This is a genomic window from Sphingomonas sp. MMS24-J45, from assembly GCF_044881195.1.
In the GTDB taxonomy this organism is placed as follows: domain Bacteria; phylum Pseudomonadota; class Alphaproteobacteria; order Sphingomonadales; family Sphingomonadaceae; genus Sphingomonas.
In genome coordinates, this window is record NZ_CP173255.1 from 3,073,943 (window position 1) to 3,095,437 (window position 21,495).

A 21,495-nucleotide genomic window follows, 5' to 3' on the forward strand; every position below is an offset into this window, starting at 1 on the left:
GACCACAGCTTTCGCTGGGGTGACGGGACGAGTTTTATGACCATCCGCGAAACATTTCTCGCCGAAGCTGCCAAGCGCATCCTCATTACCGATGGTGCCTTCGGTACCGAGATCCAGAATTGGAAACTGTCCGAGGCCGATTATGCCGGCACGCTCGGGCTCGCCAAGGATCAGAAGGGCAATAACGACATCCTCGCGCTGACCAAGCCAGAGGTGCCCGAGACCATCCACCGCGCCTATTTCGAGGCGGGGGCGGACATTGCCGAGACCAACACCTTCTCCGCCAATCGCATCAGCCAGGCCGACTATGCCGCCGAGGGCCTGGTGCGCGAAATCAACGTCGAGAGCGCGAAGCTCGCGCGCCGGATCGCCGATGAATATCAGGCCAGGGACGGCCGCCCACGCTTTGTGGCGGGCGCGGTCGGGCCGACCAACAAGACGCTGTCGCTCAGCCCCGACGTCAACGATCCCGGTTTTCGCGAGATCGACTTCGATTATCTGAAAGATGTGTATCGCGAGCAGATCGACGCATTGATCGAGGGCGGTGCCGATTTCATCCTAATCGAAACGGTGTTCGACACGCTCAACGCCAAGGCCGGGATCATGGCCGTGCTCGAGGCGAGTGAAGCGCTCGGTCGCGACGTGCCGATCATGCTGTCGATGACGCTGACCGATCTGTCGGGCCGCAATCTCTCGGGCCACACGGTCGAGGCGTTCTGGCACGCGGTTCGCCACGCGCGGCCGGTGACGATCGGGCTCAATTGTTCGTTCGGCGCGGAGCAGTTGCGCCCGCATGTCCGCACGCTGAGCGACATCGCCGATACGCTGATCATGGTCTATCCCAACGCGGGATTGCCCAACGAACTGGGCGAATACGACGAGGCACCCGTCACGACTGCGGGGCTGGTCGGCGAATGGGCCAAGGCTGCGCAAGTCAATGTCCTTGGCGGCTGCTGCGGATCGACGCCAGCGCATATCAAGGCGATTGCGGACGGCGTCGTGGGCCTCGCTCCACGCCCGCTACCGGTTCCGCCGGTCGTCACCCGCCTAGCCGGGCTGGAGCCGATGACGATGGCGGCTTAGCCAAGCGAAGCCCTCTCCCCTTAAGGGGAGAGGGTTGGGAGAGGGGCAGTAACACGCGCCGTCTCTCCGTAACTTCCCCTCTCCCCGGCCCTCTCCCCTGAAGGGGAGAGGGAGAAGGCACACAATGACCACCACCACCGCCCAATTCGTCAACATCGGTGAACGCACCAACGTCACCGGTTCGGCCAAGTTCAAGAAACTCATCATGGCGGGGGATTACCCCGCTGCGGTCGAGGTTGCGCGCCAACAGGTGGAATCGGGCGCGCAGGTGCTCGACGTCAACATGGACGAGGGACTGCTCGACGCTGAGCACGCGATGGTCACCTTCCTCAAGCTCATCGCCGCCGAGCCGGATATCGCGCGCATCCCGTTCATGGTCGACAGCTCGAAATGGTCGGTGATCGAGGCGGGGCTGAAGTGCGTCAGCGGCAAGCCGATCGTCAATTCGATCAGCATGAAGGAGGGGGAAGAGCAGTTCCTCGCTCAAGCCAGGAAGGTCATGCAGTACGGCGCCGCCGTCGTGGTCATGGCGTTCGACACCGTCGGCCAGGCCGATACGCGCGCGCGCAAGCTCGAAATCTGCGCGCGGGCCTATGATTTGCTCATGGGCATTGGCTTCCCGCCGGAAGACATCATTTTCGATCCCAACATCTTCGCGGTGGCGACCGGGATCGAGGAGCATAACAATTATGCGGTCGACTTCATCGAGGCGTGCCGAGACATCAAGGCGCGCTGCCCGCACGCGCATATCTCCGGCGGCCTGTCGAACCTGTCGTTCAGCTTCCGCGGCAACGAGCCGGTGCGCCGCGCGATGCATTCGGTGTTCCTCTATCACGCGATCCCGGCCGGGCTCGACATGGCGATCGTCAATGCCGGGCAGCTCGATATCTATGATCAGATCGAGCCCGAACTGCGCACCGCGTGCGAGGACGTCATCCTCAACCGAGACGAGGGCGCGACCGAGCGGCTGATCGCGCTGGCTGAGCGGTACAAGGGCACCGATGCGGTGGCGGAAAAGGCGGCGGCTGAGTGGCGCGGGCTGCCGGTCAACAAGCGGCTCGAATATGCCTTGGTCAAGGGCATCGATCTGCATGTGGTCGAAGATACCGAGGAAGCCCGCCAGGGTTTCGCGCGCCCGATCGAGGTGATCGAAGGGCCACTGATGGACGGGATGAACGTCGTCGGTGACCTGTTCGGTTCGGGCAAGATGTTCCTGCCGCAAGTCGTGAAATCGGCACGCGTGATGAAGAAGGCGGTCGCTCACTTGTTGCCCTTCATCGAGGCGGCAAAGGAGCCCGGCGCGCGCGGCAAGGGCAAGATCATCATGGCGACCGTGAAGGGCGACGTGCACGATATCGGCAAGAACATCGTCGGCGTGGTGTTGCAATGCAACGGCTTCGACGTGGTCGACATGGGCGTGATGGTGCCCTGGTCCGACATCCTGAAGGCCGCGAACGAGAATGATGCCGATATGATCGGCCTGTCGGGGCTGATCACCCCGTCGCTGGACGAGATGGTGACGGTTGCCGAGGAAATGCAGCGGGCAGGGATGACGATGCCGCTGCTGATCGGCGGCGCGACGACGTCCAAAGTGCATACCGCGCTGCGCATCGCGCCCGCTTATCAGGGGCCGGTGGTGCATGTGCTCGACGCGAGCCGCGCCGTTGGCGTCGCCTCGACCCTGGTCAGCGACACGATCCGCGACGAATTCGTGCAAAAGACGGCGGAGGATTATGAAGCCGTCCGCCTCGCCCGCGCCAATAAGGGGCAAAGCGAGCTGATCCCGATCGCCAAGGCGCGCGAAAACGCCTTCGTGGCCGATATGACGCTGAAGCCCGGCGCGCCCGCCAAGCCCGGCGTGCATGTCTTCCGCGACTGGGATCTGGCCGACCTGCGCGAGTTGATCGACTGGACCCCATTCTTCCGCGCGTGGGAATTGGCGGGCAATTTCCCGGCGATCCTCGATGATGAGGTGGTCGGCGAAAGCGCGCGCAACCTTTACACCGATGCGCAGATGATGCTCGACCAGATCATCGCGGAGAAATGGCTGACCGCGCGCGGTGTCGCCGGGCTTTGGCCCTGCGCACGCTATGAGGACGATGTCGTCATCGACCTGAAGGGCGATTTCAACGCCGACGAGCTGCGCGGTTTCGACATGCTCAACTTGGTCGATTCCAACGACATCGTGCGGCTGCCCTTCCTGCGCCAGCAGATCGCCAAGCGCGAGGGCCGCGCCAATATGTGCCTGGCCGACTTCATCGATCCGAAGGGCGACTGGATCGGCGGCTTTGCGGTGTCGATCCACGGCATCGAGCCGCATCTCGCCAAGTTCAAGGCGGCGATCGACGATTATAGCGACATTCTGCTGAAAGCGCTGGCCGACCGCCTGGCCGAGGCTTTCGCCGAGCGTCTGCACCAGCACGTCCGCACCGATCTGTGGGGCTATGCGCCCGATGAACAGCTGACCAACGAAGCGCTGATCCGCGAACAATATCGCGGTATCCGCCCGGCCCCCGGCTACCCCGCGTGCCCGGAGCACAGCCTGAAGGTCAAGCTGTTCGAGATGCTCGACGCGCACCACGCCACCGGCGTCTCGCTGACCGAGAGCTTTGCGATGCTGCCGACCGCCGCCGTCTCGGGCTTTTACTTCGGTCACCCGCAGGCGGAGTATTTCGGTGTCGCGCGCGTCGGGCCTGACCAGCTCGAGGAGTATGCGGCGCGGCGGGGTGTTGATTTGGAAACCGCGACCCGTTGGCTGCGGCCGAATCTCGATTAGTCCAATAGGCCGTTGCGATAGCCCGGGTTTAATGGGGGGACGGCGCGGCCATCGTTGCGCCGTCCTCGCGCCCCAAATCGATCAGGTGGTGGTGTAAGTCCCCTTCACCCAGCCACTGCTCGTGTTGGCCCATTCGGTCGTCTGATCTGCGCTGGTGCAATAGATACGGATCTGTGCCTCTCCGCCTGATACCCAGACGGTCGCCGAAACCGCGCTGCCGGGCTGCGAGAAGCTGCCGGTGGTCCATCCTGGACCGCCGCTGTCACTGCAACGCTCGGTGATGGTATAGCCGTCACTGGAATAGACGCGGATATGCAATCCGCCGCTGCCATCGAACCAGCTGATCGCTGCCGTAGAAATAGGAAAATTGGGGTTGTCCGCCATGTCCCGTCTCCGTTGCACGCTCACCTCATCGCGAGTCGTTGCACGTACGCAACATTGCCGTGTTCCGTGACATCCGCAATCGCCGCTGCGGCGGACCCGGTTAACCCTCAATTTGCCTTCACAAGCCGCGCCAAGCGGCGCATTTCTCACGACAAAGGAGTCTCGAGATGCGCCCGATCGTGCCGTTGCTACTGCTCGCGCTTGCCGTTCCCGCCGCCGCGCAGCAGGGACGCGCGCCCTTTACGATCCAGGAGACTGGCCAGGGTTTCCAGACGATCGACGATGCGGTGCAATCGGTTCGCATGGGCACCGCGACGATCCTGATCGCACCCGGCGTGTATCATCAATGCACGATTCAGGCGGGCGGTGTGATCACCTTCAAGGCGATCCAGCCGGGTACTGCGATCTTCGAGGGCACGACGTGCGAGGACAAGGCCGCCTTCGTGCTCCGGGGGCAGGGATCGACGGTCGACGGCTTGGTGTTCCGCGGGATGCGCGTCGGCGATGGCAACGGGGCGGGCATCCGTACCGAGATCGGCGATCTGGTGGTGCGTAATTCGATGTTTCTGGATAGCCAGGAGGGTATCCTCGGTGGCCATCCCTCTGCCCAGAAGATCACGATCGACCGGTCGACCTTCGCCGGCCTCGGCCAATGCGATGAGAGCCCGAGCTGCTCGCACAGCATCTATCTCGCCAATCAGGGATCGGTCACGATCACCAACTCCCGCTTCGAGCGCGGAACGGGCGGGCATTACGTCAAGCTGCGCGTGCCGCGCGTGACGATCGCCGATAACAGCTTCGACGATACCAAAGGGCGCAAGACCAATTACATGATCGACCTGCCCGAAGGCGGCACCGGCCTGATAACCCGCAACACCTTCGTGCAGGGTGCGGGCAAGGAAAATCACAGCGGGCTGATCGTCGTCTCGGCCGAGGCCAAGACATACCGCGCGACCGGCCTTCGTATCGAAGGCAATGACGCGACGCTTGCTCCAAATGCTCCAACCAACCCCGCCTTCGTCGCCAACATGAGCGGCGATCAGCTTGCCGTCGGCGCGAACCGGCTTGGGCCCGGGATCCGGATGTACGAGGTTCGCTGAACCCCTATAGCCAATCGCGCGGGGCGATCGGCGTGGGCGGGTACATCGCCAGATATTGGACCAGGCGTGGCACACGGCCGTGATTGGCGGTGGCGCCATGCGGTAAGTCCGATCGCCAGATAATCAGGTCACCGGCGTTGGCGGCGATCGGCACGGCCTGCGCCGTCAGATCGACCAGCCGCGGATCGCTGTCGCCAAGGCTGTCGAGCCACGCGTCGAGCTTGTGGTGAAAGCCGGGGATCAACTGCAACGCGCCCTGTTCCGCGGCGGTATCGGTCAGATACAGAATGGCCTGAGTCCCGAACGGGATCGGGCGCACCAGGCTGTCGTCCCAATGCAGCGGCTGCCCGGCGAATTTCCAGTCGTGCCGTACCGGCGGATTGAAGCCGAGCCGATCGGTGTTCATCCACAGATCGCTTCTGCCCCAAAGTTGCGCGAAAGCCTTGTGAGTGCGCGGCGAGCGCCGGATCGCATCCTGCTGCGGGCTCTGGAAATGCTGGACCATGATGCCGTTGCGCGCACCTGCATCGTACCAGCTTGCCGGATTGTCGGGCGTCGCGCCGACGATCTCCCACACCAGCGCCGCCGTGTCTGCCGCGAGCGCCGGGTCGATCGCGGCGCGCAGGATGACGTAGCCAAGCTCGTTCCAATGCGACAGGTCGTCGGCATCCAGCACGGGCGGCATCGCATCGATCTCGGCCAGCCGCGCGGCGGTGGTGGGGGGCGGCGGCAAACCGTCGAGCGCGGCGTGATAACGCGCTACACGCTCGGGATCGGGATGACCCGCCGTCGAGATCACCCATTCGGCGAACGTCGCAAAATCCGGCCGCGTCCGCCCGGCATGTTGCATCGTCTGCTCGATCCCGAGACCGAGCGTATCGAGCAGCATCCGCCACTGATGTTCGGGGAGGCGCTCCTGCGATCGCCCGGTCAATCGATCGAGATAGGCCTCAATGCCGCGGATGTGCGACAGCGCATGGCTCATCGGCAGACCGCACCGGCCTTGCTCAGATCGAGGCATTTGCCGTCGATCTTCGGCCCGGTCAGCCGCAGACCGATCTGCCGCGCCAGCGTCGGCATGATGTCCACCGTCTCGACCCCGCCGGGATGTTCGAATCCGGTCATCCCCTTGCGCCAGAACAGGATCGGCACGCGGCGGTCATAGTCGTACGGGCTGCCGTGCGTGGCGACCGAACCGCGCGTGGGATCGGGAATAGGCGTTATGCGTGGTTTCAGGAAGACGAGCAGATCGCCCGACCGCTTGGCATTGAAGGACGCGCGTGCCCGTTCGATCATGCCCCATTTCTCGGGCGGCCCCTTGGGAGCAGGCGCTGCCTGTAGCTGCGCGGCGGTGAACACTTCGGCCACTTGCGGCGCCGCCTTGTAATAAGCGACCGCTGCATCCTGCACGGCTTTGCGCTGCGCCGGGGCCAGATCGCGTGCGATGTAGATGTCGCCATTGGGAATATCGCCGAACAGCACCGGCGTCGTGATGCCGAGCTTGGCCATGATCTGCTTGCCGACCAAAGACGGCGCGAGATCGACCTTCACCCGTTGCGCATCGGGCAGGCCGGCCGTGACTTCGCGTTCGGGAATGTCGTTGCCGCCATGATCGGCGGTCAGCACGACTTCATAGTCCACGCCAGTCGCATCGAGGACCTCGAAGAACGAGCCGAGTGTCGCGTCAAGCTGCTGGAGCTGGATGCACATCTCGGCACCCTCTGTGCCATAGGTATGGCCGATGTAATCCGTCGCCGATGCACCCACGTCGATGATGTCGGTGGTCGAACCCTTGCCGAGCTTCATGTCCTGCACCAGCCCGGCCGCCAGCGCGACGATTGCGCCATCGAAGGCGGGGGAGGCGCGGAATGCGGCGGCATTGCCCGCCGTGCGTTCGAAATGCCCGTCGCCGACCGTCTTGCCGCCACCCACCGACGTCGCGCGGTCGTGCGGTTTGCAGATGTCCGGCACGTCGAGCGCGGCTTGCGGGGCGGCAATCTTGGCGGCGGTGGCGGCGTTCGCTCGCGCGACTACGGCAGGCGTGGCGCGTCCAGCATAGCTGACAAAGGCCTTGCCGTTCCACCACCACAGTTCATCGACATTGTGGCCGCCCATCATCACGGCGGCGCGGTCCTTGCCCGCGACTGAGACGACGCGCGTCGCCGGGATCGCCGCCTTCATCCGCTCGCCGAGCGTGGGGACGAGCAGATGCTTGTCGGACACGGTGTAGTTCGCGGAGGACGAGCCGGGCACTGTCTCATCCTCCGAGCAATAGACTTGCTTGTCGGCGCGTGCGACCGACAGATCGGTCCAATTGTTAGCGATGATGCCGGTATGTTCCGGGCGGAACCCGGTCAGGATCGTCGAATGGCCGGGGCAGGTCTCGGTCGCGGCATGGCTTTGATAACCGCTCGGAAACACGCCGCCCTTTTGCAAGCGGGCCAAGCCGCCGGTGAACGATGTGCGATACTCCCCGAACAGATCGGCGGAGAATTGATCGACCGAGATCACCACGATCAGCTTCGGCGGAGTCGTCGGGGCGGGCGCTGTCGGGGGGGCTGGCGGTGCGGTTTCGGCCCGGATCGGTGCGGAAAGGAGTCCCAGCGCCAGAACGGCGAGAGAGGTGTATCGATTCATTCGACGTCTCCGAATTGGCGGCGGACCGGTTGTGCCGCTATGGCGCGTCGGGGCAGGGCCGACAAGTTGGCCGTTGAGGGTGAGCGATGCGTTGGTTTTATTACGTCATGGTGACATTGCTGGCGCTGCTGGCGCTGCTGGCGCTGCTGGCGCTGCTGGCGTCGGGGCGCGCGCACGCCCAAGCGATAACGCCCGATCCCTATGGCAAGGGACCGCACCTCGGGATCAGCTTGGTGGCCGAGACCGCATCGCCCAAGGCGGGATCTACCGTCACGCTCGCGCTGGCGACTGTGCCGCAGCCGGGCTGGCACGGCTATTGGCAGAATCCGGGTGATGCCGGGTTCGCAGCGAAGCTCGACTGGACGTTGCCTAAGGGCGTGACGGCGAGTGCACCGGCCTATCCAGTACCCGGGCGGCTGATCGTCGCCGATTTGATGAACTACGTTTTCGAGAAGGCCTACGCCCCGCTGGTCACGCTGAGCGTGCCTGCGGGCCTCGCCCCGGGGACGAAGCTGCCGGTCAAGCTGCACACCAATTATCTGGTTTGCTCGGCTGAGGTGTGCGTGCCCGAATCCGCCGACCTGTCGACTGTGATGACCGTCGGCGACGGTGCGATTTCGGCGCAATCCCAGGCGCAATTCGATGCCTGGCGGCGCGCCGTGCCGAAGCCGCTCGATGCAAAGGGCGTGTTTCAGGTGAGCGGCGGGCGCATCCGCATCGCGATCCCCTATCCGGCGGGCGCCGCGCTGCCGAAGGATGTGTATTTCTATCCGATCACGACGGGCTTGGTCGATTATTCCGCGCCGCAGACAGTCACGCAGGACGGCGACCGTCTGGTCGTCGAAACCAAGGCCGCGCAGACCGTAAGCAAGGGGCCGCTGGCCGGTGTCGTGCAGATCGGCGCGCAACAGGGCCTGATTGTGACCGCCGAGGCGGGGATGGTCGCGGCGGCAGCATCGAGCGTATCGACCGGGACGAGCGGCATCTTGCTCGCCACGCTGATCGCCTTCGGTGGCGCGATGCTGGGCGGTCTGATCCTGAACGTCATGCCCTGTGTTTTCCCGATCCTGAGCCTCAAGGCGCTGAGCTTGGCGCGTGGCCATCTCGACGAGGGCGCGGCACGGCGGGAGGCGTTGGCCTATACCGCGGGCGTGGTCGCGGTGTGCGTCGCGCTGGGCGGGGCGATCCTCGCACTCCGGGCGGGCGGGACGGCAGTCGGCTGGGCGTTCCAGTTGCAGGACCCACGCGCGATCGTCGTTTTGCTGCTGCTGACCGTGGCGCTGTCGCTCAACCTGGGCGGGCTCTTCGAGATTCCGACGCCGCAATTCGTCAACCGTTCGGGCGGGGCAGGGGGGGCGTTTGCAACCGGCGCGCTCGCCGCCTTCATCGCCACGCCGTGCACGGGGCCGTTCATGGGGGCCGCCCTCGGTGCGGCGCTGGTGCTGCCCTGGCCCGCCGCGCTTGCGGTTTTCGCCGGGCTGGGGCTGGGGCTGGCGATTCCCTTCCTGGCGCTCGGTTTCGTGCCCGCCTTGCGCAAGCGCTTGCCCAAGCCCGGCGCATGGATGGAGACCTTCCGCCACATTCTGTCGGTTCCGATGTGGCTGACTGCCCTCGCGCTGGCGTGGGTGCTGGGGCGGCAAGCCGGGGTCGATGGGCTGACGCTTGGCCTTGGCGCGGCTTTGCTTGCGGGTTTTGCCTTGTGGATCGGCGGGCGGCGCCAGGCGCGCGGGCTGGCGTTCGGCTGGGTCGCTCTCGCTGCGCTGGCGGTGGTGACGGTTGGTGGCGCCGCGCTGGTCGGCCGTGCGCCTGCGGGAGCTGCCGTCGCCGAAGCCGGGAGCGAGGCGTTCACCGAGGCGAAGCTCGATGCCCTGCGCAAGGAGGGCCGCCCGGTATTCGTCTATTTCACTGCCGATTGGTGCCTGACATGCAAGGTAAACGAGAAGGTGGCGATCGAGACCGACGCGACGCGCAAGGCGTTCGCCGAGCATAAGGTTGCGGTCCTGATAGGCGATTGGACCAATGGTGACCCGGTCATGGGCCGCTTCATCGAACAGCATAATCGTGCGGGCGTGCCGCTCTACCTCTATTACGCGCCGGGCGCAGCCGAGCCGCAAGTGTTGCCGCAAGTGCTGACCCCCGCGATGCTGGCGGCGCTATGAGGTCCTTCGCGCCGCTCGCGCTACTGCTTCTGACTGCAGCAAGCGATCCGCCCGAATGGGTCGAACGGACCGCGCCGTTCCAAATTACCGAGAACATCTATTACGTCGGTACAAAGGGGCTCGCCGCCTATCTGATCGCGACACCGCAAGGGGCGATTCTGCTCGACGGCACGATGGAGCGGAACGTCCCCGCAATCGAGGCCAACATTCGCGCAGTCGGTTTCAAGCTGCGGGACGTGAAGATCCTGCTCAACAGCCATGCGCACTTCGATCATGCTGGCGGCCTTGCCGCCTTGAAGCATGATACCGGGGCAAGACTGGCCGCGATGGCGGGAGATGTTCCAGCGTTACAGCGTGGTGAGCATGTCGGCTTGACCAGCTATCCGCGCGGCAGATTTCCGGCCGTTCGGGTCGATCGCGTCTTGCACGATGGCGACGTGGTGGCCTTGGGCGGCGTGCGCATGACGGCGCTCGCCACGCCGGGGCACACGCGTGGCTGCACCACTTGGGTACTGCCGATCGCGCGCAGGGCTGGTCGCGTCACCGTGGTCTTTCCATGCAGCATGACGGTCGCGGGCAACCGCTTGTTCGGTAACACCGAATATCCTGCGATCGTGCGCCACTTCCGGCGCAGTTTCGATCGGATCGGCGCGCTTAAGGCTGACATCGTGCTGACAGCGCATCCCGAGGCGTCCGACATCCTGACGCGCCGAGGCACCGATTATCGTGCACCGGGGGTGCTGTCGAAGCTCGTTGCCGAGGCGCGGGCGGCGTTCGAAGTCGAACTGACGAAGCAACGCGGGGCGACCAGGCGCAAGGGGCTGTCGGGCTTCTGACGTCGGCTGAAGGGCCGCACTCGCTTTTTTCTGTGCGGCGGCGCTTGTGCAACGCAGCAATCCGTCGCAGCATGGAACCAGCACGGATTTGGGGGCTTTACCATCGCAATGGCGACAAGACCTGCGTTCGACGAAATTATGGGGCATGTCGGGTCAACGGTGGCGCGTCCCGAACTCGCGGCGCTCGGTGCCTGGATCGACGACACGCCCGATGCCGAACTCCGCCGACGCCAGCAATCGGCAGAGGCGACGTTCCGCCAGCTCGGCATCACCTTCGCCGTTTATGGTGACAGCGACGCAAGCGAGCGGATCATTCCGTTCGACATCGTGCCGCGCGTTTTCCTGGCCGATGAATGGGCGCGGCTGTCGGCTGGCTTGGTGCAACGGGTCGAGGCGATCAACGCCTTCCTCGTCGATATCTATGGCGATCGGGAGATTCTCCAGGCCGGCGTCCTCCCGCCCGACCTGATTTTCGGCAATGCGCAGTTCCGCCCGGAGATCGCGGGCATTCGCCCGCCGCACGATATCTGGGCGCATATTTGCGGGATTGATCTGGTCCGCACCGGGCCGGACGATTTCTTCGTGCTCGAGGATAATGCCCGCACGCCCTCCGGCGTCAGCTACATGCTCGAAAATCGCGAGGCGATGCTGCGGCTGTGTCCGGAGCTTTTCCGCGATTTCCGGGTGGCCGCAGTGGATAGTTATCCCGATCGCTTGCTGGAGACGATGAAGTCGGTCGCGCCGATCGGCGTCAACGCACCGGTCTGCGTCGTGCTGACGCCGGGGCATTACAATTCGGCTTATTACGAGCACAGCTTTCTTGCGGATTCGATGGGCGTCGAGTTGGTCGAGGCGGCCGACCTCGTCGTCGATGACGATGTGGTGTGGATGCGCACGATCGCGGGGCGGGTAAAGGTCGATGTGATCTATCGCCGGATCGACGACGATTTCCTGGATCCGTTGGTGTTCCGTCCGGATTCGATGCTCGGCGTGCCGGGGCTGATCGCCGCTTATGCCGCCGGCAATGTCGCGCTGATAAACGCGCCGGGGAACGGCATCGCCGACGACAAGGCCATCTATTCGTACATGCCCGAAATCGTGAAATTCTATTCGGGCTGCGATCCGAAGCTGCCAAATGTCGAGACGTGGCGCTGTCGTGAGCCGGACGCGCTTAAATACGTGCTCGACCATTTGCCGGATCTGGTGGTGAAGCTGGTCGACGGGTCGGGCGGTTATGGCATGTTGGTCGGCCCGACCGCGACCAAGGCAGAGATCGAGGCGTTCCGCGCCGCACTGATCGCCGAGCCGCACCGTTATATCGCCCAGCCGACGCTGGCGCTTTCCACCGTGCCGACGCTGGCGGAGAGCGGCCTTGCGCCGCGGCATGTCGATTTCCGTCCCTTCGTGTTGACTGGGTCTAAGGGCGTTCAGGTCGTTCCCGGCGGGCTGACGCGGGTCGCGCTGAAAGAGGGGTCGCTGGTGGTCAATTCGTCGCAGGGCGGCGGGACCAAGGACAGCTTCGTGCTGATGGATAACGGCGCTGCCCCGAGCCAGAGCCAGAGTATGGGTTACGTGCAGGGAGAGGTCGCCTGATGCTCTCGCGCACCGCCTCCTCGCTTTACTGGCTTGGCCGCTACGTCGAACGCGCCGATTTCACCGCGCGTCTGGTCGAGGCGACCGTGCGGCTCGACGTGCTCTCGCCGCGTCCGGCGGGGGAAGCGGCCTGGGCCAGCGCGCTGGCCGTGACCGAAACCGACGCCGCCTTCACCGCCACGGGCCGGGACGTGACGCAGAGCCACGTGGCGCGCTTCCTGACGGTCGATTCGAGCCACCCCGGCTCGATCGTGCGGTCGCTCGACATGGCGCGAAACAACGCGCGCGCGGTGCGCACCGCGCTTACCAAGGAAGCCTGGACCGGCATCAACCGCGCCTGGTTGATGTTCGACAGCCGCTCCAGCCCGGGCGGCGCGATGGCGACGCTCAATCTGGTCGAGGCGGTCAAGGCGGAGACGCGCGGCTTCGAAGGCGCGGTGCACCGCATGCTGCGCAACCAGACGACCTGGTTCATCCGGCTCGGTCAGGCAATCGAACGCGCCGACAACACCGCGCGGCTGCTCGACGTCAAATACCACATCCTCCTGCCGGAGGGGGAGCGGGTCGGCGGTGTCGTCGATCGCGATCAATGGACCACGATCCTCCAGACCGTTTCCGCAGTTACGGCCTATCGCTGGCTTTATTCCGATGGATTGACGCCCGCGAACGTTATCGACTTGCTGATCGCGCGGCCTGAATTGCCGCGCAGCCTAGCAGCGTCGGTGGAGGAGGCGGTCGACATCCTCAATCTATTGGCCAAGCGCACCGGCCTGCATGGCGAGGCCGATCGGATGGCGCGCACCCGGCACATGCGCTTATCGCGCACCCAATCGGGTGCGGTGATTGCCCGAGGTTTGCACCAATTCCTGCAAGGCTTCATCGCGGAAAACGACGAACTGCACCGCGCCGTCGGGCGCCAGTTCAAATTCACCTGAGGCGGAGGCGCGCGATGAGGCTGATTGTCGATCACCGCACGACCTATCGCTTCACCGCTCCGCAATCGCGGTTGATTCAGCTGCTTCGCGTCAATCCGGAGGACACGCACGATCAGTCGGTGGCAAGCTGGACGGTGCATGTCGATTGCGATGCGCGCTTCCGCCCCGGACGCGACGGGTTCGGCAACAGCACGACGATGCTGTACGTCGATGGCCCGATCGACGGTATCGAGATTACGGTCTCGGGCGAGGTGCTGACCAACCCGTCGCGCGGAATTGTGCACGGCGGGGAGGAGACGCTGCCGCCCGAATTGTTCCTGCGGGCCACCGCGTTGACGGCGGCGGATCAGGCAATCTGGGACTTTGCGCAAACGATCGGTGACGGGGTGCAACTGGCGACGCTCCATGCGCTGAACGGGACTATTCATCAGCGCTTCGCGCTCGATCGGGGGCGCCCGATCACCGGCCAGACCGCAGCAACGGCCTTTCAACGCGAAACTGCGACGCCGCGCGATCTGACCCATATCTTCGTCGCGGCGGCACGCTGCCTGGGCATTCCGGCACGCTATGTATCCGGATATAGCCCCGTCTGTTTCGGGGCCGACAGCAGTCCAGCACCGCACGGCTGGGCAGAGGCCTATGTCGAGGATCTCGGCTGGGTGGCGTTCGATCCTTGCACCGGGCTTAGTGCCGACGAAGCCTATGTCCGCGTCGCCGTTGCGCTTGATGCGGCGGGGGCAGCGCCGGTGGCGGGTTCACGCCTGGGAGAGGGTGAGGAGCGGCTCGACGTCGATCTTCACGTCGATCGCGCTGGGCATTAACTCAGCTGGTCCCGACCAGCTGTTCGGCCATGATGGCATACTTCTCGGCCGGCGGCGTATAAGTCGCCTCCTCATCGATCAACAGGCTCCAGCCCTTCGGCCCCAGCACTTCGATCGGGCGGTAGCGGATCTTGTAATCCATCCGCGGTGACCCCTTCACCCAATAGCCGAGATAGACATAGGGCAGGCCTACGGCGCGGGCGCGCAGGATATGATCGATGATAATCTGGCTGCCGAGACCACGGCGCTGTTCATTGTCCGCGTCGAAGAAGCTGTAGATCATCGACAGGCCATCGGCCTGCTGATCGGTAAGGCACGCGCCGACGAGCTTGCCGCGCTCGCCGTGCTGCGACGGTTCGCGATATTCGACGATGAAGCTGTTGACCGGCGAATGCTCGACCATGTCGGCATAGTCGCTCTCATCCATCTCTGCCATGCCGCCGCCGGGGTGGCGCGAGGCGAGATAGCGGCGGAGCAGCTGGAATTGCTCATCGGTCGCCCAAGGGCGGCACGCGGTAACCTCGAGGTCGGCGTTGCGGCGCACCTGGCGCCGTTGCGTCGCGTTAGGCACGAAATCGGACGCCACGACCCGGACCGAGACGCAGGCGGTGCAGCCCGCGCAACTCGGCCGGTAGGCAACCGATTGGCTGCGGCGAAACCCGATCCGGCCAAGCGCATCGTTCAGATCCGACGCCTGTTCCCCACGGAGTTCGGTGAAAACCTTCCGCTCCTGCCGACCCGGCAGATACGGGCAGGGCGACGGGCTGGTGACGAAGAATCTGGGAAACCGAAAGGGTGCCGTCACCGTGAAAGGTTTCCTCAATTTCTGCCCTGCGTCGCCCCATTGCCGAACGCTGATACGCATTATGAATCAGGCCGAACGTGATGAAAAGCGGCTTTACCATTAATGAAGGTTAACGAGCCCGCCGCATGCCGCATGCCTCTTCATCCAAAAGGATGATGCACCGATTGGCCGTTGCTGAAAAGAGGGCGCGCGACTCCGTTCGCCGCGCGCCGGATTCCGTTCATCACGCTGTTTAAGGTTACTGCGGAATCAACCGAGTTCGATTGTGCTGACGGTATAGCCGCTTTCGCGCAACGCCCCGAGCAGGCGCTCGAGATGCTCCTTGTCACGCGTCTCGCACTCGACCTCTAGGCTAAGCCCCTTGGCGGGCAGATTCGTGAAAATCCGCTGGTGTGCCAGTTCGAGGATGTTGACGCGCTGCTGCTCGAAGATGCGCGCGACATTGAACAGCGCACCCGGCTGGTCCTGCAAGCGAATGCGCAGGCGCGCGAGCCGTCCCGAGCGCGCGAGATCGCGCAGCAAGACGTTGGCGAGCAGGCGCGTGTCGATATTTCCGCCGCACAAGACGACACCGACGGTCTTGCCCGCAAAACGTTCGGGATGCTGCAGCAGCGCCGCGAGACCGGCGGCCCCGGCACCCTCGACTACGGTCTTTTCGATCTGCAGCAGCAAGCTGACGGCTTGTTCCAGGCTGCGCTCGCTGACCAGCACGATGTCGTCGACCAGCGCCTCGACCATTTGCGCGGTTATCGCGCCCGGTTCCTTGACCGCAATACCCTCGGCCAGCGTGTCGCCCGCACAGGGCATTTGGGTGCCCTTGACCCGGTTATACATTGACGGAAACAGCTCGGCTTCGACCCCGATCACTTCGATCGGGTGCCCGCCGGGTGCCTGGCTTGCAGCAGACGCCACCACGGCCATGCCCGAGATCAGCCCGCCACCGCCGATCGGCGTTAGGAAGGTGTCGATCGCGGGCACGTCTTCCAGCATCTCGATCGCGACCGTGCCTTGCCCGGCGATGACACGCACATCGTCGAACGGGTGGACGAAGGTGAGGCCGCCAGTGGCCTCCAGTTCGCGGGCATGGGCATAGGCCGCGTCGAACGTGTCGCCGTGCAGCACGACGGTGGCACCGTGACCTTCGGTCTGCGTCACCTTCACGGTCGGCGTATTGGTCGGCATCACGATTGTCGCCGGAATGCCGAGCCGATTGGCGTGATAGGCGAGACCCTGCGCGTGGTTGCCGGCCGAGGCAGCGATCACGCCGAGCGTATCGGCATTGAGCTGCAGAAGCGTGTTGAGCGCACCGCGCTCCTTATACGCCGCGGTGAACTGTAGATTCTCGAACTTGAGATAGACCGTCGCGCCGGTCAGCGCGCTCAGCGTGCGGCTGATGAAGAACGGTGTCCGTACGATCTGTTCGCCGATTCGCGCGTGTGCCGCCTGTACGTCGGCAAGCGTGACGGGAAGGGTTGCGGTCGCAGGGCGGGGATGGGTAGCCATCTATCTCTTCCGTTCGCCCCGAGCCTGTCGAAGGGCCGTTTCATCACTCCCCGCCGTCAGAAGAACGGTGCTTCGACAGGCTCAGCACGAACGGGTTGGGGAGCGCCTAGACCATCTGGCGCGGCGGGGGAACATTGCTTATCGCATGAGATATGCACAGCCGATCTTTCGCCGCCCGCGCCGCCTGCCTGCTGGCCGCGCTCCTGCTTCCCACGACCGCGTTCGCCGATGCTTTGGTCGATAACGTCAACGGCATCACGCTTGACCAGGATGGCAAGGTCGTCCGTTTCACCGGGCTGCTGATTTCGCCCGAGGGCAAGGTGATCAAGCTCCTCGGCGAGAGCGACAAGCGACCGGTCAAGCTCGACTGGCGGTCCGACCAGAAGGGCAAGGTACTGCTGCCTGGGTTCATCGACGCGCATGGCCATGTGATGGAACTGGGCTTCCGCGCGCTGCAGCTCGATTTATCGAGCACCAAAACGCTGGAGGAGGCGAAGGCCGCGATCGCGGCCTATGCAGCCGCGAACCCGGAGAAGAAGTGGATCATCGGCGGCGGCTGGAACCAGGAGGTGTGGGGCCTCGGACGTTTCCCGACCGCAGCCGATCTCGATGCGGTGGTGAGCGATCGGCCCGTCTGGCTGGCGCGTGCCGATGGTCATGCGAGTTGGGGTAACAGCGCGGCGTTGAAGGCTGCCGGCGTGACCGCGAAATCGGCGTCGCCGCCCGGAGGAAGGATCGAGAAGAGTGGCACGCTGCCGAGCGGAGTCTTCGTCGATGCCGCGCAATCGCTGGTCGAAAAGGTCGTGCCGCAGCCGCTCCCCAAGGAACGCGACTATGCGTTTCAAAAGGCGCAGGAAATCCTGCTCGCCAATGGCATAACCGCGACCGCGGACATGGGCAGCAGCATCGACGACTGGCTTGCTTATCGTCGCGCAGGCGACGCGGGCGCGCTGCGGGTTCGGATCATGAGTTATGCCTTTGGCGTCGATACTGCAGTGCGGGTCGGCGGCAGCGGGCCGACGCCGTGGCTCTACGCCGACAAGCTGCGCATGGGCGGCGTGAAGCTGTACGAGGACGGTGCGCTCGGCTCGCGCGGCGCTTGGCTCAAGAAGCCGTATAGCGACGCGCCGAACGAGTCCGGCGCTGGTTTCATGTCGGATGACGTGATCCGCAATCTGATGAGCCGTGCCGCGCTCGAGCATTTCCAGGTTGCCGTCCACGCGATCGGCGACCGTGCCAATGCCGAGGTGCTCAACGCGATCGACGATCTGGTCGACACCTACAAGGGCGATCGGCGCTGGCGGATCGAACATGCGCAGATCGTCGATCCGGCCGATCTACCGCGCTTCGGCAAGAACGGCATCATCGCCTCGATGCAGCCGACGCACGAGACCAGCGACCGCGTGATGGCTGAGGCGCGGCTCGGGCGGGATCGTCTCGCTGGTGCCTATGCCTGGGCTTCGATGTTGAAGAACGGCGCGACGCTCGCTTTCGGGTCTGATTACCCGGTGGAAAAGCCGGACCCGTTCGGGGGCTGGGCGGCTGCCTTCACCCGGCAGGGTGCGGATGGCGAGCCTTACGGCGGCTGGCGCCCCGAAGAGCGCGTGACGCGCGAGCAGGCCTGGTGGGCCTTCACCGGCGCTGCGGCCTATGCGGGGTTTGCTGAGGAGAAGTTCGGGCGTCTGGGCGTAGGGCAACGCGCCGATTTCGTGATCGTGGACCGCGACCCGATGCTGGCCTCTCCCAGCGACCTGCGCGCGACCAAGGTGGAGCAGACCTGGGTCGGCGGTGAGAAGGTGTGGGTGCGGAAGTAAGGGGGCAGTTGCCGCACCCTGCGTGTCATGACGCTTTGATCCCGTACCGAGCATATTGCTTGTCGACGCTGGGTTTCAGGCGCCGCGCAACCGTCAACTCCTTGGCGGATTCGGCGTGCCGCTGAAGCTTTGACAGAACGATCGCGCGCATGAAGCGGCTTTCCGCCTGACCCGGCGCTGCCGCGAGCACTGCGTCCAAGTCGGCGAGTGCCTCCTCATACTTGCCGAGCCGGTACCACACCATTGCTCGGCTATCGAGCGCGGCGCTCGTGTCGGTGCTCAGCTCGATCGCATTCGTACAATCCTTCAGCGCACTTTCGAGCATCACTTGGCGCGTACCCTTGGCCCAGCAGCGGGCATTCATCAGCGAAGGCGAACCGGGCTTGTCCGCGATCAGCGTGTCGAAGAGCGCGAGCGACTCGGTCGGGCTGCCATATTCGCCGAGCAAGCGCGCCTTTGTCTCTCGATACGTGTTACGCAGGGCTCCCCCAAGCGCGATCCGCTGATCGACCAACGTGACCGCGCCAGCCAGATCGCCGCGTTCGGCCTTCAGAGTGGTCACGCGTTCGATTGCGTCGCTCGATGACGGATCGAGCGAGCGGGCGGCTTCCGCATCGGCCAATGCGCTGGCGATGTCGCCGAGTTCATAATGCGTTGCCGACCGTTGGAGGTAGAGATCGACGGCTGGGGCGATTGCAACTGCCTTGGTCAAATCCTGGAGCGCGCCGCGTCGGTCCCCGATGCCGTTGCGGTATGACGCACGGCTGGTGTAGCCGCTAACCTCTTCGGGGTCGTCGGCGATGGCTTTGGCGAAAACCGCGTCTACCGCCTGAATTTGGGTTGCGCCTGCCGAACCACCGACCGACACATCCCAGCGACGGGGTGTACCTGCGGGTGCCACCAGGCGGGGGGCCCGTGCCTTGGCTGTCGCGACCGCGTCGCGCTCCGCTGGTATCTGCGCCGCGACAATCTCGCCCCCAAGCGAATCAATCCGCTCATCGAGCACGAAGGTTCCCTCGGTTAAGCGGGATTCGCGGTTGACGGCGTATCCAGCGATACGCCCATTGAAATTGGGTTCGCCCTCGACGGCGAAGCCGCGTCCCGCGTCGGGCAGTCGGAGCTTGAGGCGGAAGCGCATTCCTGACGGCGGTGCGACTGCCACGGGAACCGCCGCCCAGTTTGCCTTGCTGCGATCGGGATCGAAGCTGATCTGATCGAGCAACCGATCGACCGCGCGCTTACGGCGACGATCGTCCGTGATCCATGCCGTCGTCGTGACGCCAGTCGCCGAGAGGGTGACTGTGCCGGTTGTGGGGTCGGTTACGATCGAAGTGTCGGTGAACTGTCCCTCTCCAAGGAACCCTTGCAGGAATTGTCCGACCGCCTCGCGCTGCTCCTTTTCCCCTAACTGACTTTTGGCAAGCGTCAGAAACGCCCCCGGCTGCCCCTGAACGACTGCCGTAGCCTTGAAAGCGCTCGGGAGATCGGCGCTTGCGCTTTCATCCGCTTCGACAGTCAAATCGACGGTCGGACGCGCATTCGCATGCGTAGCGATCTTAATTAGCGCGGCACCCTCCGCGCGGATCGGAAGTACGAAACCAAGCGGTGGCGTGTCATGAATGTCGACCAGCCGGGAGCCGGAGGCGGTACCGTCGAGCCACAAGGTCTCGCCCTCGATCGTCGCCTTGACTAGGACGTGGTTAAACGCGGCTGCACTGGCCAGGCGCTCGGGAACGGAATCGCCCGTTCCTACGGCAGCGAGAACCGGTTCGGCCTCAATGCCCAAGGCGCGCAGAAACGACAACAACAGCAACGTCTTGGCCTTGCAGTCGCCATATCGCACATCCCAGGTACGGCTTGGCAGTTGCGGAACGTAATTGCCGCCATCCATGCCAACCGCGAGATAGCGCACCTTTTCCTGGACGATCTCCAGCGCGCGCTGGGCCTGGCGGATCTTCGACGGATCGCTTTTGAGGATAGCATCGACTTCGGCTGCAAGCGGCGATCCGGGTGCGATGGCCGTGCGGTCTGCTCCATAATGCGGTGCGAAGGTTTTCGATACATCGGCCCAATCCGCAAAAGTCGCGAGTTCGAGCATTGGCGGGCGACGATACCGCGATGGAGCATCGCTGGGCATTTCAGTTTGCTTGGGGGTCGGCAAAACCAGATCAAGCGTGGTGTACGCGCCTTCGCGCACGGGCGCTGCTTTGACGGCCTCGGCTTGAAGTTTCCACTTCGGCGGGGTCGCCGTCGGCCACGAAATTCGCGCATGCGCGGCGCCTACCCGAACGGGCAAGGCGATCAGCGGAATGATATCTTGAACGCGGCCGCCCAGCGCACCATCCTTTGACGTGGTGGTCGCGCGCAACCGCAGGATGTCGCCGACCTGCAATCCTTCGACGGCGAGCGTGGCGGTAAGAATGCCCGTCAGTTCACGCTGCTCCAGCGTTTGCTCGCGGCGCAGCACGAGAAATTTCTGACCCTTTTTAAGCAAGTCGATATGCTCTGCACCACGCCGGATCGACAGTTCGTGGATGATGAGGTCGCCCTTGTCCGGTAACCACGGCAACGCCAGCGAGGTCGCTTGGGCGAGCATCTCAGGCGATGCGATCCGCGTGGCAACGTCCATGTAAGACCACAGGCGGCCATCTTCGATGCGCTTTTGCGTGTCGTACAGTACGAGCGCCGGCGTGTCCGGCCCGGTCTTTGCTACGTCAGGCAACGATGCAGGCAAAACCCAGGCGGGTGCTGGCTGATAAAGCGGCTGGTCGCTGGCAAACACCGGAGACCAGGCCATCGCACCGATCCCGGCGACCGCACTCAGACCAATTCGTTTCACCCAAGCCCCCACCGTGATGCCCCGCCATTCGTTATCGCCTGCCGTGGGACAACGAATGTGCACGCGCCATGCTACCGAGACCGGCCCGGATGACAATGGTATTCGATAATAAAGGCAGGGATTTGAAACAATTCAGCGAACTTCTACGTGGGCACAGACAAGAAAGGCCGCGGCACCCCCCGATGCCGCGGCCTGCTCCCGGAAGCCGGG

General features: G+C 64.4%; 15 protein-coding genes. 9 read left to right on the plus strand and 6 right to left on the minus strand.

The window, feature by feature from the left end:
- Positions 1–36 precede the first annotated feature (36 nt).
- Both AB5I39_RS14935 and metH read left to right on the plus strand, forming a co-directional pair.
- Entirely contained in the window at positions 37–1,083 is a 1,047-nt protein-coding gene (locus tag AB5I39_RS14935; RefSeq protein WP_404368524.1) for a homocysteine S-methyltransferase family protein, read from the plus strand.
- A 124-nt stretch (positions 1,084–1,207) separates the two neighbouring features.
- Entirely contained in the window at positions 1,208–3,859 is a 2,652-nt protein-coding gene (gene metH / locus AB5I39_RS14940) for a methionine synthase (RefSeq protein WP_404368526.1), read from the plus strand.
- An 81-nt stretch (positions 3,860–3,940) separates the two neighbouring features.
- Here metH and AB5I39_RS14945 read toward each other — a convergent pair whose 3' ends face one another.
- Positions 3,941–4,243, minus strand: coding sequence for a hypothetical protein (locus AB5I39_RS14945; protein ID WP_404368529.1), 303 nt, complete (start codon positions 4,241–4,243; stop codon positions 3,941–3,943).
- A gap of 167 nt (positions 4,244–4,410) precedes the next feature.
- On the opposite strand from AB5I39_RS14945, the gene AB5I39_RS14950 reads away from it, so the two are divergent.
- Positions 4,411–5,343: a right-handed parallel beta-helix repeat-containing protein gene (locus tag AB5I39_RS14950; protein WP_404368532.1), complete on the plus strand. Its 933-nt coding sequence runs from the start codon at positions 4,411–4,413 to the stop codon at positions 5,341–5,343.
- 4 nt (positions 5,344–5,347) lie between these two features.
- Here the strand turns inward: AB5I39_RS14950 and AB5I39_RS14955 are convergent, their stop codons facing one another.
- Together AB5I39_RS14955 and AB5I39_RS14960 are read right to left on the minus strand one after the other, a co-directional pair.
- Positions 5,348–6,328 carry a phytanoyl-CoA dioxygenase family protein gene (locus tag AB5I39_RS14955; RefSeq protein ID WP_404368534.1) on the minus strand — a complete coding sequence of 327 codons (981 nt, stop codon included), beginning with the start codon at positions 6,326–6,328 and terminating at the stop codon, positions 5,348–5,350.
- A complete protein-coding gene (locus tag AB5I39_RS14960) occupies positions 6,325–7,980 on the minus strand; it encodes an alkaline phosphatase family protein (RefSeq protein ID WP_404368537.1) in 1,656 nt (551 codons plus the stop codon). The genes AB5I39_RS14955 and AB5I39_RS14960 overlap by 4 nt, the downstream gene beginning before the upstream one ends.
- 86 nt (positions 7,981–8,066) lie before the next feature.
- Between AB5I39_RS14960 and AB5I39_RS14965 the strand changes: the two genes are divergently transcribed.
- From AB5I39_RS14965 to AB5I39_RS14985, 5 genes are all read left to right on the plus strand, one after another.
- A complete protein-coding gene (locus tag AB5I39_RS14965) occupies positions 8,067–10,139 on the plus strand; it encodes a protein-disulfide reductase DsbD family protein (RefSeq protein WP_404368540.1) in 2,073 nt (690 codons plus the stop codon).
- Complete coding sequence (gene bla / locus AB5I39_RS14970; RefSeq protein ID WP_404368543.1) at positions 10,136–10,975, plus strand: subclass B3 metallo-beta-lactamase; 840 nt, start codon at positions 10,136–10,138, stop codon at positions 10,973–10,975. Before AB5I39_RS14965 ends, bla begins: the two co-directional genes overlap by 4 nt.
- Before the next feature lie 108 nt (positions 10,976–11,083).
- Entirely contained in the window at positions 11,084–12,568 is a 1,485-nt protein-coding gene (locus AB5I39_RS14975) for a circularly permuted type 2 ATP-grasp protein (protein ID WP_404368545.1), read from the plus strand.
- Positions 12,568–13,503 carry an alpha-E domain-containing protein gene (locus AB5I39_RS14980; protein WP_404368547.1) on the plus strand — a complete coding sequence of 312 codons (936 nt, stop codon included), beginning with the start codon at positions 12,568–12,570 and terminating at the stop codon, positions 13,501–13,503. Before AB5I39_RS14975 ends, AB5I39_RS14980 begins: the two co-directional genes overlap by 1 nt.
- A gap of 14 nt (positions 13,504–13,517) precedes the next feature.
- The gene (locus tag AB5I39_RS14985) at positions 13,518–14,324 is read left to right on the plus strand and encodes a transglutaminase N-terminal domain-containing protein (protein WP_404368550.1); all 807 of its coding nucleotides are present in this window, start codon (positions 13,518–13,520) and stop codon (positions 14,322–14,324) included.
- A 1-nt stretch (position 14,325) separates the two neighbouring features.
- Here the strand turns inward: AB5I39_RS14985 and AB5I39_RS14990 are convergent, their stop codons facing one another.
- Together AB5I39_RS14990 and AB5I39_RS14995 are read right to left on the minus strand one after the other, a co-directional pair.
- Positions 14,326–15,129, minus strand: a complete 804-nt coding sequence (locus AB5I39_RS14990) for an arginyltransferase (RefSeq protein ID WP_404368552.1) — start codon at positions 15,127–15,129, stop codon at positions 14,326–14,328.
- Positions 15,130–15,378: 249 nt separating this feature from the next.
- A complete protein-coding gene (locus AB5I39_RS14995; protein ID WP_404368555.1) occupies positions 15,379–16,632 on the minus strand; it encodes a threonine ammonia-lyase in 1,254 nt (417 codons plus the stop codon).
- A 152-nt stretch (positions 16,633–16,784) separates the two neighbouring features.
- Between AB5I39_RS14995 and AB5I39_RS15000 the strand changes: the two genes are divergently transcribed.
- Positions 16,785–18,446, plus strand: coding sequence for an amidohydrolase (locus AB5I39_RS15000; protein ID WP_404368558.1), 1,662 nt, complete (start codon positions 16,785–16,787; stop codon positions 18,444–18,446).
- A gap of 25 nt (positions 18,447–18,471) precedes the next feature.
- Here the strand turns inward: AB5I39_RS15000 and AB5I39_RS15005 are convergent, their stop codons facing one another.
- Complete coding sequence (locus tag AB5I39_RS15005; protein ID WP_404368560.1) at positions 18,472–21,285, minus strand: DUF3857 domain-containing protein; 2,814 nt, start codon at positions 21,283–21,285, stop codon at positions 18,472–18,474.
- Positions 21,286–21,495 lie beyond the last annotated feature (210 nt).